Source organism: Bacillus cereus group sp. BfR-BA-01380 (assembly GCF_022663535.1).
Taxonomy (GTDB): domain Bacteria; phylum Bacillota; class Bacilli; order Bacillales; family Bacillaceae_G; genus Bacillus_A; species Bacillus_A cereus_BB.
This window is the reverse complement of record NZ_JAKUFS010000010.1, coordinates 1-18,058: the sequence shown is the minus strand read 5'-3', so window position 1 is coordinate 18,058 and position 18,058 is coordinate 1. Positions and strand designations below refer to the sequence as shown.

Below are 18,058 nucleotides of genomic sequence, written 5' to 3'. Positions count from 1 at the left end.
ACACGTTTTTCTTAATCGTAAGAAATTTTTGCGCCATGGGTCCAACTAGCTTCGTTTTTTTGTAAACCACCACGTGCCTCAATTTCTTTTACAACTTCTTTATAAATGGTTTGTCCTTCTACGTTTAGGTAGGGCATCATTTGTTGTAAGGAATGATGAAAATAAGCGAGTTCTTCTTTATTCCATTGATCTTTCGGAGTCATTGATAACTCTGTCATATCACGTCCAACATGCATCGTGTAGCACCTCCATCATAGTTAGTTTGAATGAACGCTTTTATCTGTATACGTAAAAAATATTTTTCTTTTCACGTTTTTAACGGATAGGTTCAGTCAAGGATGGTTACATTATTTGTTGTGGAGGTGAGAAAGATGAACCAAAAAAATTTAGGTAAAACAACTTCTGGTGCTAGCATTCAAAGCGCAAAACAACAAAGCGCTAGCTACGGCACAGAATTTGCAACTGAAACAAATGTACAAGCAGTAAAACAACAAAACGCACAAGCAGAAGCTAAGAAAACACAAGCTTCTAGCGCTAGTGCTCAAAGTGCAAGTGCTAGCTATGGTACAGAGTTTGCAACTGAAACAAATGTACAAGCAGTAAAACAACAAAACGCAAAATCAGCTGCAAAAAAATCTTAGTACGAATCTATAACAAAAAAACACTCCTCTAAGTGTAAGGGGAGTGTTTTTTTGTTTGCTATGTTTTCATAATTGTACTTTCCCGCATTAACTGGCAGTAAGACCTCCACTTCAGGATTTAGAGAGAAGTGTTGTCTAGTTCCAGTGGCTAGAATGTTCGGTGGCTTCGCTTCTTCCTACGGGATAAAAACACCTCTACGTCAGAAGCTCCATCCCCCTCACATTCTGAGCGAGCCGCTTCTGCTTTTCTAAAGAAGATAGGTGGGGGATGAAAAAAATCTCCACTGATGGAAGGTTCACTTTATGTGAGCCGACATAACTTCTAATAAGTCAACAAATATAGTCAAAGGAGAAGGCACGACTTTATTCGAAAATATGTAATAGTATTTTTAGGGGGGGATGGAATGAAACTGTTTGATGAACTGGTTGAAGAACAATTACAGACGATGGATGAATTATTAAAGTTACAAGTTCATTTAGAAAAATATCAACATCTTGAAAGGAATCAGCAAGATGCGAAAGAACTCCATTTTATTCGCCAAGAAATTCAAAAAACAGAAAAAGCATTAAAAGGTTTACAGTTGAAATTTGAGCAACAAACAGCAGCGGTGATTTATTCTTTTGAAAATGAGAAGATGCTTTCGAACTAAGAGACGATTTCATGAATCGGCTCTTTTGTTTTAAAATTTCGACAGAACCGTTATAATAAAAAGAAAAGTGAATTCGGCTCAATATGTTTGAAAAAGAAGCAAAAAACGAACGGTATCACAAATAACAACTTTAGAAGAGCATTCACGGCGAAAGAAGGGAGAAAGTATGGGGTTTCCCAAAGAAGGAGAAAAAATACAAATACATAGTTATAAACATAATGGTTCCATTCATAGAATGTGGGAAGAGACAACAGTTTTAAAAGGGACGCAAAGTTTGGTTATTGGGGCAAATGATCGCACGGTCGTAACAGAATCTGATGGACGAACGTGGATTACTCGTGAACCAGCTGTTTGTTATTTTCATTCAAATTATTGGTTTAATATTATTGGGATGTTAAGGCAGGAAGGTGTGTACTACTATTGTAATTTAAGTTCGCCATTTGCCTATGACTATGAAGCATTAAAATATATTGACTATGATTTAGATATTAAAGTGTATCCTGATATGACGTATACATTGTTGGATGAAGATGAGTACGAAAAACATCGTGAGCTTATGAATTATCCAGCTGTCATTGACACGATTCTAAAACGAAATGTTGAATATTTAACGCAATGGATTCATCAACGAAAGGGTCCGTTTGCTCCTGATTTTATTGATATGTGGTATGAACGATATTTAATGTATAGAGATTAAAGAAAAACCTGCTAGGGCATCCAGCAGGTTTTGTCCTTTTAACATGATGGGGGGAGTGGTATGAAAGGAATAAAACGGTATCTCCAATTTGTAAAGCCATATCGGTGGCTCATTACAATTACGATTATAATAGGTCTCATTAAATTTGGTATTCCGCTTATTATGCCGTGGCTATTAAAGTATATTATTGATGATATTATTCAAGGCGGAAGTTCAATAGAACAGAAAACATCTCAATTATTTGTGGCTATTGGGATTGCATTGTTTATTTTTGCGGTATTACGTCCTCCGATTGAATATTATCGTCAATACTTTGCACAGCATATTGGAAATGCAGTGTTGTATGATTTGAGAAAGTATATTTTCGCGCACTTACAAAGATTAAGTTTACGTTATTATTCCAATACGAAGACCGGTGAAATTATTTCTCGTGTAATCAATGATGTTGAGCAGACGAAAGACTTCGTTATTACGGGATTAATGAATGTGTGGCTTGATACAGCAACGATTTTTATTGCAATTGCGGTTATGTTTTCGATGAATGTGAAATTAACGCTTGTTTCCTTACTCGTATTGCCCGTTTATGTAGTTGCAGTCAAATATTTTTTCAGTCGTCTTCGAACATTAACACGTGAGCGTTCACAAGCGTTAGCGACGATGCAAGGATATTTACACGAGCGTATTCAAGGTATGCCAGTAACGCGGAGCTTTGCTTTAGAGGAGTATGAAAAAGAGAAATTTCAAGAGAAGAACAGCAACTTCTTAACGAAGGCGATAGCACATACGAGTTGGACAGCAAGGACATTTTCTACTGTAAACACGTTAACGGATCTGGGACCTTTAATTGTAATCGCATTTTCTGCCTATGAAGTCATTCATGGATCGTTAACGCTCGGTACAATGGTAGCTTTTGTTGGATATATGGATAGTTTATATAGTCCGTTGCGTCGCCTTGTGAACTCTTCGACGACGCTTACACAAGCTTTTGCCTCTATGGACCGTGTTTTTGAATTACTAGATGAAGAGTATGATATTGTAGATCGTCCGGATGCGATTACAAAGAAGTCGCTTCGAGGTGAGGTTATATTTGAAAATGTTTCATTTCGTTATAATGAACATGAACAAGATGTACTCCGAAATATTTCGTTAGCTATTTCACCAGGTGAAAAAGTAGCACTTGTCGGTTTAAGCGGGGGTGGAAAATCTTCGCTTGCAAGTTTAATTCCGCGGTTTTACGACGTTTCTAAAGGAGCAATTTATGTAGATAAGGTAGATGTTAGAAGTTACAATGTGCGGAATTTACGAAGTCATATTGGTCTTGTTTTGCAAGATAACATTTTATTTAGCGATACAATTAGAGCGAATATTTTATATGGAAGACCTGAGGCGACAGAAGAAGAGGTAGTAGAAGCGGCTAAAGCTGCACATATTCATGATTTTATTATGAGTTTGCCGGATCGATATGAAACCGTGGTCGGAGAAAGAGGTGTGAAGTTGTCTGGTGGGCAAAGGCAGCGCATCGCAATTGCACGTGTATTTTTAAAAAATCCGTCACTGCTTATTTTAGACGAAGCTACATCTGCGCTAGATTTAGAAAATGAACGTTATATTCAAGAAGCGCTGCAAACGTTAGCTGCTGATCGAACTACAATTATTATTGCACATCGATTATCAACAATTACACATGTGGATACCATTATTTATTTAGAAGATGGTGAGATAAAAGAACAGGGTTCTCATCAGCAATTAATGCAAAAGCGCGGTTATTATTACAATTTATATCAAATTCAACATATAAAAGAAACGACCCCTTCGTAATTAGGAAAGGGTCGTTTTTTCATTCATCTTCTTGTTTTTCGTGAATTTGTAGTTCATGTTCTGGATTGTGATACGTATAGAAACTGTCTACAAGTAAGTCTAGATGTTCTACTTCTTCGCTGTAATTAATAATAGCTGAAACGAGAGGGAACAGGTGAAGCCATATTCGATAGCTTTCTTCATCATCTTTATTTTGATAGTTCATAAATATATCAATTAGTTGTTGTTTACCAATAGAAACTTCGTCAAGAATTTCAACAGATTGTTGTTTCTTTGCTTTTCCGATAAATTTCAGTAATACTTGCTCATGATAATGAGTTAATGAATCCAGCTCATTTTGAATCGATTCTTGAAATGATTCTGGCATATATCGTAACTCGTTCTCTGTTCGATGCAGTGCTTTTAATGTACTTAAAGCACGACTTGTTGTTGCTAACATTTGTCTAAATAGAACTAGTTTACGAATTTTAGCAACTTGTATTTTTTTTGTATAACTTCTTTCTTCTTTATACAGCAGATAGTAATGATTTAGACGAATCATTTTTTCTTTCATACGGTCAATATCTGTTTTCAATGTTGTGAAATCAGATGCTTGTCTACTGCTCATTCGAATCCATTTTACAATTTCTTCTGTATTATCCACGATTTTATGATAGAGCTTTGTTTCGTATTTTGGCGGCATAAATACTAAGTTTACGAGAGATGCCGCAATAATCCCAACCATAATTGTTGCAAATCGTAATAGGGCAAAATCAAAGAAATTTGCTCCTTGATATTCCATAATGGCAATAACAGTTACGAGTGCAATGGAAATTGTATTTTCTAGTTGTAATTTTAAAGCAAGTGCAATAACTAATACACACGTTAATCCAATAATAAAAGGATTACTTCCGAAGGCAAACACAAAGACAATGGCAAAAATTGCCCCCATCACATTTGCTTGAATTTGTTCTAGAGCTGTTAAATATGAGCGGTACACAGAAGGCTGTACAGCAAAAATTGCTGAGATTCCCGCAAATACAGGGCTCGGTAATCCAAGCAGCAAACATGTAAATAAAGCAAGTGTAATGGCAATACCCGTTTTTAAAACGCGAGCACCAAGTTTCATACTTTTTTTTAATCCTTTCTTTCTTGTCAGAATGAATGTACAATATGATACTATACATTCATTAACTTATGTTAGCAAGTAGTATTTTAATGAAAAAACCTGCTGAATTTCAGCAGGTTTTTGATTTGTTATAGAGTACTATGAGAATCAAAAGTCGTCAATGAGAAAGCTGTTATTTTTTTACTTTACTCTGTTGAAACAGATGGATCGGCTTGCTCTTTTGTTGGAATTACTTCGTAGAAATGAGAATTTAGATTTGTTAACAAAGGTGAGAGAAGAGCGATTTCTTCGTATTGTTCATGTTCATTTAATATACGAAGATAGTCTAATAATAGCTCTTTTACATCAGATTCTCCTATTTTGCTGAGTGGACGAATCGTAACATTCGCTCCTTTTGCAATTCGTCGTCTTAATGATTGTTCTGTTAATCCCAAATCAGGAAGGTGACGTAAGTAGACAACTCCGCCTGTCATTCCGGCACAAATCCACGGGCCAGGGTCACCGAGGACGAGTGCGCGGCCGTTTGTCATATATTCAAAAGCAAATCCTTTTATATTAGCGTGCACACCGATATTTCCATGCTCTTCTTTCGGAAGTGGTTTTGTCATTCTTCCGCCAATAATCATATCAGCCCCTGATAGACGAATCCCTGCTCTAGCGTCAGCATTTCCCTGTACATATAATGCTCCTTTTTGTGCTCCGTATCCGAATCCTTTTCCAACAGAACCGTTATAATATTTACCATCTTTTCCTTTTGTTTTTGTAATGTAAATACCACCGCCAAAAGCTGTTTTTCCAATGCCGTCTTGTGCGCCACCGTTGACGTGAATGAAGAGATTTTCACTATTATAGGCGCCTAGGCCATTTCCGGGAACAGACCCATTTGTGTATTTTAATGTGATTGGTTCTAATACATGATTTTCATATAGTTTACTGCGAATACGGTAACAAGATTCCATACCGCCCATTACACGTTGATCGACGCCAACATGAATAAGTTCTTTTGATGTAATGGAATAATGGATCTTGTTACATTCTTGATGCGGCATTGTTTGCAAGGCATTGTATGTTACATTTTCTAATGGTTGTAATAGGTAATGTAAATTTAGTAAATGCTGACCATGTGTTTGCTCCAATAAATCGGAACGACCGACAATTTCTTGTAAGTTGCTATGACCAAGCAGTCCTGTTAATCGTTTTAATTCTGTTCCAAAGGCTTTGAATAAATGTAGCAGTCCTTGTACAGCACTTTCGAAATTTCGCGGTACAAAGCGGCGCAGGCCATGTTCTTTCGCTTGTGCTTCTGACTCAATTTGCGTTGCAATCCCGACATGACATGTATCTAAATGGCAGCCGCGACATGTCGTACAACCGATCGCAATCATGGAAAGTGTACCGAAGCCAATTCGGTTTGCGCCAAGAAGCATAATTTTTAATGCATCTGCAGCACTGCGGATGCCGCCGTCAGCCCAAATTTCTACACGCCCTCTCATTTCTGCTTCTAGCAGGGCGTTATGAGCAGCTTTTACACCAATTTCAACAGGAAGACCAACGTGTTGTAGGGCATGAATACGTGCGGCACCTGTCCCGCCATCGAAACCGCTAATGTTAATAAAGTCAGCACCAGCTTTGGCGATGCCTACGACAATGGTTCCAATATTAGGGACAACGGGAACTTTAACAGCTACTTTCGCGTGTTGATTGGCAGTTTTAATTTCTGTAATGATTTGTGCCAAATCTTCAATTGAATAAATGTCATGGTTATTGGAAGGAGAGATTAAATCCGAACCAATTGTTGCATTTCGCGCTTCTGCAATTTTTGCTGTTACTTTTGAACCTGGTAAATGTCCGCCTTCTCCTGGTTTTGCTCCTTGCCCAATTTTAATTTCAATTAAATGAGATGAATTAAGGAGCTCAGCGTTGACACCAAAACGTCCTGATGCGATTTGTTGTCCACGTGTATGTGGATATTTACCAATCATATCTTTAATTTCGCCGCCTTCACCGTTTAAACTAATCATATTTAATCGGTCAGCAGCCTCGGCATAAGCACGAAAGGCAATTTCATTTTGTGAGCCAAATGACATCGAACTAATAATAAATGGTAGACTATGATTTTTTACTGCAATTGAAACTTTTTCAATCGGCGTTTTATGATTTGTTTCTTTTATTTTTATAAGGTGACGAATTGCTGTTGGATTTTTTTCTTCTAATTCATCCAGCTTTTCACGGTAGTCATCGTATGCATTTCCTTTGGAAATATCTCCAATCGCTTTCCAAATGCGTGGGAATAGATGAAACGTTTTTCGTATGTTTGTTTTTTCATTTGTATAATCGATTGCCCGGACTTTTGCATCTTCTGCTAGTGTTTCTAGCGAAAAAGCCAACGCACCGGATCCAAGGAAATTTGTAATATCCAATAGCTGTGCAATTTCTTCATGTAGACCGATGGAAGAGAAGAGGCAACCATAGCCGCGTAATTCATGAATTCCAAGTGTTGAAATCACTTTTTCAATTCCTTTATTCAATGCGTTGTATAAATTGAGAAGAGGCGTTTCTGTTCCATCATTTACTGTTGCAAATGTAAGGTATGGATTGATAACATCTGCTCCTAAACCATATAAAGTTACAATGTCGTGCAGGGAACGAAGCGCTGCGGAACGTACGACAATTGCACAATCACGGCGGAGTTTATGCTTCACGAGCTCTTTATGAATTTTTGCTGTAAGTAAGTGTGGATCAATCCATAATTGGCTGTTTTGATGAGCGTTTGCATCATCAATGATCAGAAGCGATGTACCTTTTTTTATTGCTAATACAGCTTCGTTTCCGAGTCGATTAAGTGCGGCATCTAAAGTTTCATCCTCTGTAAATGTTCCGGATAATTTATAAACAGTGCTGTGCAGAGCAAACATACGGATGAGTTGTTCATAAGATACTGTGTCTAGCTGCCCGGCAGTTTGTTGTCCGGATGCTCCTTCTAAGACAACTGGGCTTGGAAGCTCTACAATAAATGGTTGTTCGTTTGCTGCGTGCAGATTTGGCCTTTTCCCTACAATTGTACGTGTAGAAAAGTGCTCTACTTCTCGGTCGCGATCGATTGCAGGATTTGTTACAACAGCGACGCTTTCCTTTATAAAATCAGCAATATTTCGTCTTCCTGCATCGAGTGCTGCAAGAGGGGCATCATGCCCGAGGGAACGAATTGGTTCAGCGCCTTTTTCAGCCATTTGTTCGAGAAGCTGAATATGTTCGCGGTCCCAGCCAAAAGCCGCGTATTGCTCTGTTTTTACTTCTGTAATTGAAACAAGGTTATCTAATTCATCTGTTGGCGGAACATGTAGATGATAGCGATAGTCGATACATTCAATTCGTTGCTTCATACGTGCATATACTTCGTTTTGGTATGCATCGTATTCATATAAAATAAGATCGCCATGCGCGTTTCGCTTCAGTCCTATTTTTTCCCCTGGAGCAAGTGACTTTGGTTCTGCGACATATTCAGCTGGAGAAATAACACCTGGTTCAGAAGAAAAAATATAAGAGCTTTCTGTTTCTACTTTCCAAACGGGGCGCAAACCAAGGGAGTCTACGCTAAAAACCGCCTCATCTTTATGTCGTGAAATAATTCCAGCCGGTCCTTGCGCAAAATGTCCCCATGCTTCACTTATATACGTATATAAGTCTTGCATATGCGGCTTGTATAATTTAATTTCATTAATAATTGGCGGAAATAATATATCCATTGCTTCGAATAAACTATAGTTGTAATGGATAAGAAGTGTTTCTAGCGTACGGTTTAAGTCTTGAGAGTCACTGCCTCTAATTGTAAGTGGCACATCAATCATTTCAGCCTGATCACGCAGCTTAGCGATCGTGTTAATTTCTCCATTATGTCCAAGGATGCTAAATGGTTGAACGCGAAAAAAATTAGATAATGTATTAGTAGAATAACGGTTATGTCCAAGAGTCATTGTAGATGCAATAAGTGGGTGACGCAGGTCATCATAGTATGATACAAGTGTATCGCCAGCTCCGAGCACCTTATAAACAACATAATCCGGACTGAATGACGCAACATGAATTGATTCATTTTTTTCAATTTCTATCGTTAGTGAGAATAATAATTGATCAACCTTTTTGTGTTGATTTTCCGGAATAACGGCAATTTGCCAAAATAGCGGTTCTTCTTGTTTGCCGAGAGGTCCAAGGGCTGCAGAGTTAGTTACAGCGCTAGTTTCAAATATAATCGTTAGATTTTCTTTTTGTAGTAAGGAACGGATATCATTTTGTAAGGCGTGTGTATCTTGTTTTTGATGTAGAAAAAAATGTCCCACAATAAAGTGAGGATGGTTCACTAATGTTGGATTATAACCAGATTTAGTTAATTTTTCTTCCCAAAGTGCTTTAGGAAGATCAATATGAATTCCGATTCCATCGCCTTCGTTATTAATAAATCCAGCACGGTGATTCATTTTTACAAGAGATTGTATACAAAGGTCGATGTTTTCTTTCGTTGGAATATTTTGTTTTTCCATTACGGAAACGATTCCACATGCATCGTGTTCTGCATTTGCATAATTTTTAAATAAAGATGGTGTCCATTTATTTGTCGTACCCGGCATTCGCCAATCCCCCTCTTTGTAAATTTAGAATAATCAAAATATTAAAGGTGTACGACACCTAATATTTGAAATCATAAATTGCTATCTAAGGTTAAAAACAGATAATTATGAATAATTATACTATTGATATGTAATTTGTGAAATAGCAAAAATAAAAAAACAGAGATTGACTCTGTTTTTTTATTTTATTCCTATTAAAGGGATAGTGAATTTTATTTTAAAGCAGCAAATGCTCTGCCAACGGCTTCAATTGTGTACTCAATGTCTTCTTTTGTATGTTCTGTAGTTAAGAACCATGCCTCATATTTAGAGGGTGCTAAGTTAATTCCTTCATGAAGCATTAGTTTAAAGAACTTACCAAACGTTTCACCATCTGTATTTTGTGCAGCATCGTAGTCTTCGATCTTATCTTTTGTAAAGTATACTGTTAAAGCACCTTTTAGACGATTAACTGTAATATCGATATTATGTGTAGCAGCTTGTTCTAGAATACCTTTTTCAAGCATTGCTCCAAGTTCATCTAGTTTTTCATATACACCTTCATGCTTAAGTACCTCTAAGCATGCGATACCAGCAGACATAGAAGCTGGGTTTCCAGCCATTGTACCCGCTTGATAAGCAGGACCAAGTGGTGCAACTTGCTCCATAATTTCTTTTTTTCCACCGTAAGCACCGATTGGAAGACCACCGCCGATTATTTTGCCAAGTGCCGTTAAGTCTGGTGTTACTCCAAGTAAATCTTGAGCGCCGCCATACATAAAGCGGAAAGCTGTAATAACCTCATCATAAATAACTAATGCACCTGCTGCATGAACAAGTTCATTTACTTTTTCAAGGAATCCTGGTTTTGGTTCAACAATGCCGAAGTTTCCAACGATTGGTTCTACAAGAATCGCGGCAACTTCATCTCCCCATTTATCTAAAGCTTCTTTTAATGTATCTACATTATTAAAAGGAACTGTAATTACTTCTTGTGCAATACTTTGCGGTACACCAGCAGAATCAGGAGTACCAAGTGTAGAAGGACCAGAGCCTGCTGCTACAAGCACTAAATCAGAATGTCCATGGTAACAACCCGCAAATTTCATAATTTTTGTGCGTCCTGTATAAGCGCGAGCAACGCGGATTGTTGTCATAACAGATTCTGTCCCTGAGTTTACAAAACGTACTTTATCCATCGCAGGTATAGCTTCTTTCAGCATTTTTGCAAACTTTACTTCTAATGCTGTTGGTGTTCCGTATAACACACCATTTTCGGCAGCGATTTTAATCGCTTCTGTTACATGCGGATGAGCATGACCTGTAATAATCGGCCCGTATGCTGCTAAATAATCGATATATTTGTTGCCGTCCACGTCCCAAAAGTAAGCACCTTTACCGCGTTCCATTACAACTGGTGAACCGCCGCCAACTGCTTTATAAGAGCGAGAAGGACTGTTTACACCACCAACGATATGTTCTAAAGCCTCTTTATGTAGTTCTTCTGACTTTGTGAACTTCATGAAAATTCATCTCCTTAAAAAGATCTATGTATTATTTTAACACGTTTTTGGAAAAGGCGTATTGTTTGTACAAGTTGCTGCTGTTGGGTAAACTATTCGTTGTGTTAAATTGAAACTTCCACTATCGTATTGATAATTATATATAGTAAAAAAACGACATGAAAACCCCTTTCTTTTAAGGGGGGACGAGAGCATCTGGCCGTGCATAGAATAGGTCAGGGTCATTTCCTGCCACATGCCAGGTTTCAAACAAAGGAAGTAAGCGAGTGGGGGATAAAGCCCCCCCGCTGATTAAAGTTTCACTTTATATGTCGAAAAATATATAGTTGGGTGTATAACAAGGAAAGATATTGTTTACTAGGGTGGAAGATAGAAGGGAGAATAGTCATGGAGACGGTTATTGAAGTACAAGATTTACGAAAAGAATTTATATCGTATTCAAGCCGCTCAGGATTAAAAGGAGCGTTTCGAGATTTATTAAATCGTAATTATAAAATTGTCCCAGCAGTAAATGATATTTCGTTTACTGTAAAGCAAGGAGAGATGGTTGGATATATTGGAGAAAATGGTGCTGGTAAATCCACTACTATTAAAATGCTAACAGGTATTTTGACACCGACTGCTGGACAAATTACTGTGAATGGCATGAATCCTCACAAACAAAGGGAAGAATTTGTGAAAACAATTGGTGTTGTGTTTGGTCAACGCTCGCAGCTTTGGTGGGATATTGCCGTGCAAGAATCATTTCGTTTGTTAAAAAAAGTATATGGTGTATCTGATGCAGAGTATAAAGAACATATGGAACATGTGATTGAAACGTTGGATATTGGTCCGTTATTGGATAAGCCCGTTCGGAAGTTATCGCTCGGACAACGGATGCGCTGTGAATTAGCGGCAGCTTTAATTCATAATCCACCGCTATTGTTTTTAGATGAACCGACAATCGGTCTTGATGTTCTCGTTAAATTAAAAATTCGTGACTTTCTAAAAGAAATGAATGAACGTTATAAAACAACCATTTTACTAACGACGCATGACATTACAGACATTGAAGCGCTTTGTGATCGTGTTGTCATGTTAGATGAAGGAAAAATAATGTATGACGGATCTTTAGACAAGCTTCGCGCGCAATGGGGAGCAGAAAAAGAAATTCATTTTCAATTTGTAACCTCTGTTTCTTATCAGCAACTTGCGATGTTAATGCCTGATAATGATGTAGTTTGGTCGCAAGGCAAAGAACAACATACATGGATTGCTAAGATCCCAAATGAAGAAGTTATGATTTCAACTCTTATCTCAAAAGTTGTCCAATCTTTTGCAATTAAAGACTTAAGAATTAATGAAGTATCTACAGAAGAAATTATTCGTAATATTTATGAAGAGGGCATGATTCATGGGTAAGTATATTGAAATGATTCGTGTTCGTTTTTTAATGATGCTTGCGTATCGAACAAATTATTATAGCGGTATTATCATTTATACAATTAATATCGGAGCATATTACTTTTTATGGCAAGCCATTTATAGTGGAAAAGAAAATATCGAAAGTTTATCCGTTACACAAATGACAACATACATTGCAATTGCCTGGATGGCCCGTGCGTTTTATTTTAATAATATTGACCGGGAGATTGCGATGGAAATTAAAGAAGGACGGGTTGCGGTTGAGTTAATTCGTCCCTATAACTATTTAGGTATGAAAGTAATGCAAGGATTAGGAGAAGGAATTTTCCGGTTTGCTTTCTTCTCTATCCCGGGTATGGTCATCGTTACACTGTTATTCTCGCTGCAAATTACAACAAATTTCCAAACGTGGTTGTACTTTTTCCTATCATTATTATTTAGTTTTATCATTAATACACAAATTAATTTAATGACAGGAATGTTAACGTTTTTCTTATTTAATAATAATGGAATTATGTATGCAAAACGTGTTGTTATTGACTTGTTTTCAGGATTATTACTTCCGATCAGTTTCTATCCGTTATGGGCGCAAAAAGTAATGACGTTTTTGCCGTTTCAAGCGATTAGTTATATTCCTAGTATGATTTTCTCGGAAGGAATACAAGGTGAGGCGATTTATAAAGCTTTATTATTTCAAATCATATGGGCAGTGCTGCTCATTATTCCAATTGTTATGATGTGGAAAACAGCGCGAAAACGGCTGATTGTGCAAGGGGGATGATGAGATCATGTTATATTTTAAGTTGTTTTTACAATATGCAAGTCAATATATAAAAACGAAGCTAGAATATCGCGGGGATTTTATTGTTGGTTTGCTATCTGATTTATTGTTACAAGCAGTAAACTTAATTTTTATTCTTGTTGTATTTGGACATACGCAAGCGTTAAAAGGATGGAACAGGGAAGAGGTTATCTTTATTTATGGGTTTTTCTTGGTTCCGTTTGCGATTTTCTCTTCGTTCTTTAATATATGGGATTTTAATGATCGTTATATTGTAAAAGGTGAAATGGACCGAATTTTAACACGTCCTATTCATAGTTTGTTTCAAGTAATCTTAGAACGAATGGAATTGGAATCGCTTCTTGGTGCAATAACCGGTTTTGGGGTAATGGGATATGCTGCACTGCAGCTTCAATTAACATTTCATTGGTATGATTTCTTTCTATTTATATTGATGGTACTAGGCGGTGCACTCGTGTATGGTGGGATTTTCGTAACGCTTGCAAGCATTGGCTTTTGGTCAGATGCAAGAAGCTCTATTATGCCGCTCATGTATAACATCGGAAATTACGGACGTTATCCTGTTAATATTTATAATCGTGTTATTCGTTTTGTTTTAACATTTGTATTACCGTTTGCTTTTGTTGGTGTGTATCCGGCATCTTACTTTCTAGGAAAAACAGAATGGAACTCCTATGCATTTGTAACACCGGTCGTTGGGATTATTTGTTTTTCAATCGGGTTTTTCACTTGGAATTTAGGAGTAAAGCGATATCGCGGTGCTGGAAATTAATCTATATCTTTAGACTAAGAGGGTTCATATGGGATAAAGTGAAACTTTAATCAGTGTGGGGGTTCTTCAACCCCCACTGATTATTAGTTGAACCAATCGGGCTTTTACGGGCAGTTTATCTCCCGCTTATCTTCTTTGCTTTCGCTAAATTTTGAGGTGGGAGTATTATTGCCCGTTAATGCGGGATAAATCACCTTTTGTCCTCATAGAAATAAAATGAGGTGGAGGACATGTTGTGGGTGATTATATTATTGATTGCTGCGATTGCTGTATTACGAAGTATACAATTGCTATGGAGTTCGGCAGGAGAATCAAACCGTTTTTTCTCTTTGTATAATTTGATTTCGTTATTTCTTATTTATACAACGGTACTAATTGCATTTGCGCTTAGTTATGTTGTTCTGGAGGAAAATGGATTTTCAGTATTAAAAGAAGACGGGAAATTAGTGATGGATCACTCGTTTGCACTTGTAGAAATATGTTTATATTTTAGTGCAATTACATTGTTATCAGTTGGATATGGTGATGTAACACCTATTGGAATTGGCCGTTGGATTGCAATTGTAGAAGCGCTAATTGGATATACAATGCCATTTGCATTTGTGGTGCGGACAGTTATGGGAAATGAAAAATGATAGGATATTTGATATAGTGGAAGCAAAAGAGAAGGAGTGATTTTACATGGTTGCAGTAGGGCAAATGGCACCGGATTTCACACTAGAAGCAAGTAACGGAGAACAAGTGAAATTATCTGATTTTCGAGGGAAACACGTTGTAATTTATTTTTATCCGAAAGATATGACACCAGGGTGTACGACTGAGGCGTGCGATTTTCGTGATCATCATGTAGCCTTTGGAGGGTTAGAGTGTGTAATTTTAGGGATAAGTACAGACTCTTTACAGCGACACGAAAAATTTATAGAAAAATATAATTTGCCATTTTTACTGTTAGCTGATGAAGATCATACAGTTGCAGAAATGTATGATGTTTGGAAGCTTAAGAAAAACTTTGGAAAAGAGTACATGGGAATTGAAAGATCGACATTTATAGTTGATAAAGAAGGACAATTAGTGAAGGAATGGAGAAAAGTTAAAGTTAAGGGGCATGTAGAAGAAGCGTTGGAATTTGTTAAAGAAAATTTACAATGATAAGCCTGTAATTCCTTTATTATTAGTAAGTGTTATTTTGCGTAAAATAAAATAATAAGTCAAATATTACAAGACATATGACTATACACTTTTAGGGGATTTTTCATATGCTAACAGTGTAGGGCATACCTCCTCAGATGATAGTTTTTCATGTGCGAGTTTTTCTCGCACTTTTTTTATGTAAATGTATAAAAAGAAGCAGGATCATCTAACAATAAAATAAAGTGAAACTTTATTTGGTGAAGGGAGTTATTCTCTTTGCCTTTTGTATATCTTTGAAGTGGGAGGTGGCTACTGCTGGCGCCCACATTAACTATGTTTACACCGTTTATTAAATTTGAAATAAGTTTAAGGATAAAATACATAGTTATAGTAGAAATGTTGACGAGTGGAAGGAAAAGGAGTACACTCTTTATAAGAATTATAAAATAATAATCCGTATAGAGTCGGGGTGCATGACGGTGGTCAAAGAAGAATTAAAAGAAGCGCTGGAAATGTTGAAAGATACGGGTGTACGCATTACTCCACAGCGTCATGCTATTTTAGAGTACCTTGTGGAATCTATGATGCATCCAACAGCGGACGAGATTTATAAAGCATTAGAAGGTAAGTTTCCAAATATGAGTGTTGCGACAGTTTATAATAACTTACGCGTATTTAAAGAAGTAGGGCTTGTAAAAGAGCTTACCTATGGTGATTCCTCTAGCAGATTTGATTACGTTACAAGTCAGCATTATCACGTTATTTGTGAAAAATGTGGTAAGATTGTTGATTTTCCGTATGCAGGTTTAGAGGAGATTGAGAACGAAGCCGCAAAAGCAACGGGTTTTGTAATCAATAGTCACCGTTTAGAAATTTACGGTGCTTGTCAGGACTGTAATAAGTAATAAGTAATAAGATTGGTTAAGGAGCTGACGCTTTAAGTCGGCTCTTTTTTTTATAGAAGGCTCTGTTAAAGACCGCTGTTGATTTTTTGTTAAACTAACAGTGTAGTTTAATACAATAAAAAAATTAATCGTATTCTTATTTTAAATGAAAGAAGAATGCGATTAACAGTAACGGGGTGCGATTATGGATGAACGAAAGGCGCGTTTAAAACAAAAGATAAAAATAGCTAAACAAAAGAGCCAGAGATATAAATTAATGAGTTTACTAACCAAAGATATGTCAACTGTTATAGAAAAAAGTGATGTAATTACATCTCCGAAATTAGAAACAATCCTTAATAAGGTCCACGAGAAATGGAACTTTGAATTACATAAATGGGATTTTGTAATTAATTATAGTAATTTCAGAAAGGAATTTAGTTGGGAACAAGAGGTTATTCATTATGTGGAAGGGATAGATATTGAAGCAAGATTAGTTTATTTATTTTTGGGGATAGATGACAGTCCGATATTTCTTGTTAACGGAAAATGGGCAATAAAGAACTTTAGTATTCTATGGCAATGTATTAACAATGATGATACATGGATTATTAGTCAAGATTTGAGCTATGGTGTTCTAGTTTCTCGCTATGGAGGATATTTGGAACATGATCCCAATCCAAAAGAAGTCCATTATGCAATTACTAAATGGGATAATGAATGAAAAGGATACTTCAACTAAAGTATTGGTTAGTTGAAGTAGAAATCAGCAAAGGGCTGAATCAATCCTTTTCCTTAGATATCAACATTATCATTTAACAAAGCATTATAGAAAGTAAATGTAGGCTTCCCGTTACATTTTGTAACCTTTTCGATTGTATTTTTCATCGAATTCTTTTCCTTCTAACTTTCGATCAAGTGTGAGTGGTTGGTTACAATGCATACAAGCATCAACTCGTCCAAGTATTTTTGTTGGTTTGTTACAAGATGGACAAACAACTTGAACGGTTTTTGTTGATAGCATACCAATCCAAAAATAAACAACAGTACTAGCGATGACAGCGAAAAAACCGACCATCATAAAAATTGTCATAACAAGAATGTTTTCTCGGAAAAAAACCCCTAAGTATGCAATGAAAAGCCCAATAAATACTAAACTTAATGCAAAAGTTCTAATCTTATTGATTTTATTTGAGTATTTAATGCTCATCCATTTCACCTTCCTATAAGTTATAAGTAACTACTCAGGCGCTCTATGAAAAAAAGAAACAAAGCATTTTTTAAATGGTCAAGAGGGACTGGCTATGTATGGGAGCGGTCAGTGCCTTTTCCTGCCACGCGCAAAGTTTTAAAAAAAGAAATGCAACAAGGTGCATTGCCATTTGTATCTTCATGGCAGCAATCTATATGATTAAGATGAAAATAACTTTCTTCTATAGGTAATAAGGGGCGTATTTTCACTTGAATCGTACCCTTTACCAAATTTCTAAATGAAATGTATGGCTGAGTAGTTATAAATATAATATAACACAAATTTCTGAATTTTTGGATGATTAAAGGTGTTTGAGGGTTGAATTAGGATGTGAAATTTTTTATAAAAAGTGTTGACCATCTATAAGGAGCATGCTATATTAATAAACGTCGCTGCTGCACAAGAGCAGAAAGCGAGATGAAAAAAGAAGTAAAAAACAGTGTTGACATCGAAAAACAAAGATGTTAACATGAGGAAGTCGCAATTGAGCGGCGGATAAGTTCTTTGAAAACTGAACGAAACAAACAACGTGAAACGTCAATTTTTATTTATGATGCTAGACAAACTTTATTGGAGAGTTTGATCCTGGCTCAGGATGAACGCTGGCGGCGTGCCTAATACATGCAAGTCGAGCGAACCGATTAAGAGCTTGCTCTTAAGAAGTTAGCGGCGGACGGGTGAGTAACACGTGGGTAACCTGCCTATAAGACTGGGATAACTCCGGGAAACCGGGGCTAATACCGGATAACATTTTGCACCGCATGGTGCGAAA

Annotated in this window: 16 protein-coding genes and 1 rRNA gene; 12 read left to right on the top strand and 5 right to left on the bottom strand. The window is 36.8% G+C overall.

Features of this window, described 5'->3' with window-relative positions:
* Positions 1–11: 11 nt before the first annotated feature.
* Complete coding sequence (locus tag MR076_RS11405) at positions 12–236, bottom strand: hypothetical protein (RefSeq protein WP_242220641.1); 225 nt, start codon at positions 234–236, stop codon at positions 12–14.
* A 120-nt stretch (positions 237–356) separates the two neighbouring features.
* Between MR076_RS11405 and MR076_RS11400 the strand changes: the two genes are divergently transcribed.
* The 4 genes from MR076_RS11400 to MR076_RS11385 all read left to right on the top strand — a co-directional run bounded on the left by MR076_RS11400 (position 357) and on the right by MR076_RS11385 (position 3,806).
* Positions 357–641, top strand: a complete 285-nt coding sequence (locus tag MR076_RS11400; RefSeq protein ID WP_313897330.1) for a gamma-type small acid-soluble spore protein — start codon at positions 357–359, stop codon at positions 639–641.
* Positions 642–1,045: 404 nt separating this feature from the next.
* Positions 1,046–1,291 (top strand): YgaB family protein, encoded by a 246-nt coding sequence (locus MR076_RS11395; RefSeq protein WP_242220639.1) that lies wholly within the window; start codon positions 1,046–1,048, stop codon positions 1,289–1,291.
* Positions 1,292–1,457: 166 nt separating this feature from the next.
* Positions 1,458–1,988 carry a nucleoside tri-diphosphate phosphatase gene (gene ntdP / locus MR076_RS11390; protein ID WP_242220638.1) on the top strand — a complete coding sequence of 177 codons (531 nt, stop codon included), beginning with the start codon at positions 1,458–1,460 and terminating at the stop codon, positions 1,986–1,988.
* Between the two features lie 60 nt (positions 1,989–2,048).
* Entirely contained in the window at positions 2,049–3,806 is a 1,758-nt protein-coding gene (locus MR076_RS11385) for an ABC transporter ATP-binding protein (protein ID WP_242220637.1), read from the top strand.
* Between the two features lie 19 nt (positions 3,807–3,825).
* Here MR076_RS11385 and MR076_RS11380 read toward each other — a convergent pair whose 3' ends face one another.
* The 3 genes from MR076_RS11380 to MR076_RS11370 form a co-directional block, all read right to left on the bottom strand.
* On the bottom strand, positions 3,826–4,914 hold the full coding sequence (locus tag MR076_RS11380) for an aromatic acid exporter family protein (protein ID WP_242220636.1): 1,089 nt from the start codon (positions 4,912–4,914) through the stop codon (positions 3,826–3,828).
* 185 nt (positions 4,915–5,099) lie between these two features.
* Positions 5,100–9,539 (bottom strand): glutamate synthase-related protein, encoded by a 4,440-nt coding sequence (locus tag MR076_RS11375; protein WP_242220635.1) that lies wholly within the window; start codon positions 9,537–9,539, stop codon positions 5,100–5,102.
* A 212-nt stretch (positions 9,540–9,751) separates the two neighbouring features.
* Entirely contained in the window at positions 9,752–11,041 is a 1,290-nt protein-coding gene (locus tag MR076_RS11370; RefSeq protein ID WP_242220634.1) for a glutamate-1-semialdehyde 2,1-aminomutase, read from the bottom strand.
* A gap of 387 nt (positions 11,042–11,428) precedes the next feature.
* Here MR076_RS11370 and MR076_RS11365 point away from each other — a divergent pair, with 387 nt between their 5' ends.
* From MR076_RS11365 to MR076_RS11335, 7 genes are all read left to right on the top strand, one after another.
* Entirely contained in the window at positions 11,429–12,442 is a 1,014-nt protein-coding gene (locus MR076_RS11365) for an ABC transporter ATP-binding protein (protein ID WP_242220633.1), read from the top strand.
* Positions 12,435–13,226, top strand: coding sequence for an ABC transporter permease (locus MR076_RS11360; protein ID WP_242220632.1), 792 nt, complete (start codon positions 12,435–12,437; stop codon positions 13,224–13,226). Before MR076_RS11365 ends, MR076_RS11360 begins: the two co-directional genes overlap by 8 nt.
* Positions 13,227–13,233: 7 nt before the next feature.
* On the top strand, positions 13,234–14,019 hold the full coding sequence (locus tag MR076_RS11355) for an ABC transporter permease (protein WP_242220631.1): 786 nt from the start codon (positions 13,234–13,236) through the stop codon (positions 14,017–14,019).
* Between the two features lie 230 nt (positions 14,020–14,249).
* A complete protein-coding gene (locus MR076_RS11350) occupies positions 14,250–14,654 on the top strand; it encodes a potassium channel family protein (protein ID WP_242220630.1) in 405 nt (134 codons plus the stop codon).
* A gap of 46 nt (positions 14,655–14,700) precedes the next feature.
* On the top strand, positions 14,701–15,168 hold the full coding sequence (gene bcp / locus MR076_RS11345) for a thioredoxin-dependent thiol peroxidase (RefSeq protein WP_242220629.1): 468 nt from the start codon (positions 14,701–14,703) through the stop codon (positions 15,166–15,168).
* 461 nt (positions 15,169–15,629) lie between these two features.
* Positions 15,630–16,055: a peroxide-responsive transcriptional repressor PerR gene (gene perR, locus MR076_RS11340; protein ID WP_242220628.1), complete on the top strand. Its 426-nt coding sequence runs from the start codon at positions 15,630–15,632 to the stop codon at positions 16,053–16,055.
* Between the two features lie 184 nt (positions 16,056–16,239).
* A complete protein-coding gene (locus tag MR076_RS11335) occupies positions 16,240–16,758 on the top strand; it encodes a hypothetical protein (protein WP_242220627.1) in 519 nt (172 codons plus the stop codon).
* A gap of 129 nt (positions 16,759–16,887) precedes the next feature.
* On the opposite strand, the gene MR076_RS11330 is transcribed toward MR076_RS11335, so the two are convergent.
* Positions 16,888–17,244 carry a YgzB family protein gene (locus MR076_RS11330; RefSeq protein WP_242220626.1) on the bottom strand — a complete coding sequence of 119 codons (357 nt, stop codon included), beginning with the start codon at positions 17,242–17,244 and terminating at the stop codon, positions 16,888–16,890.
* 609 nt (positions 17,245–17,853) lie between these two features.
* Here MR076_RS11330 and MR076_RS11325 point away from each other — a divergent pair.
* A 16S ribosomal RNA gene (locus MR076_RS11325) occupies positions 17,854–18,058 on the top strand; the annotation flags it as partial.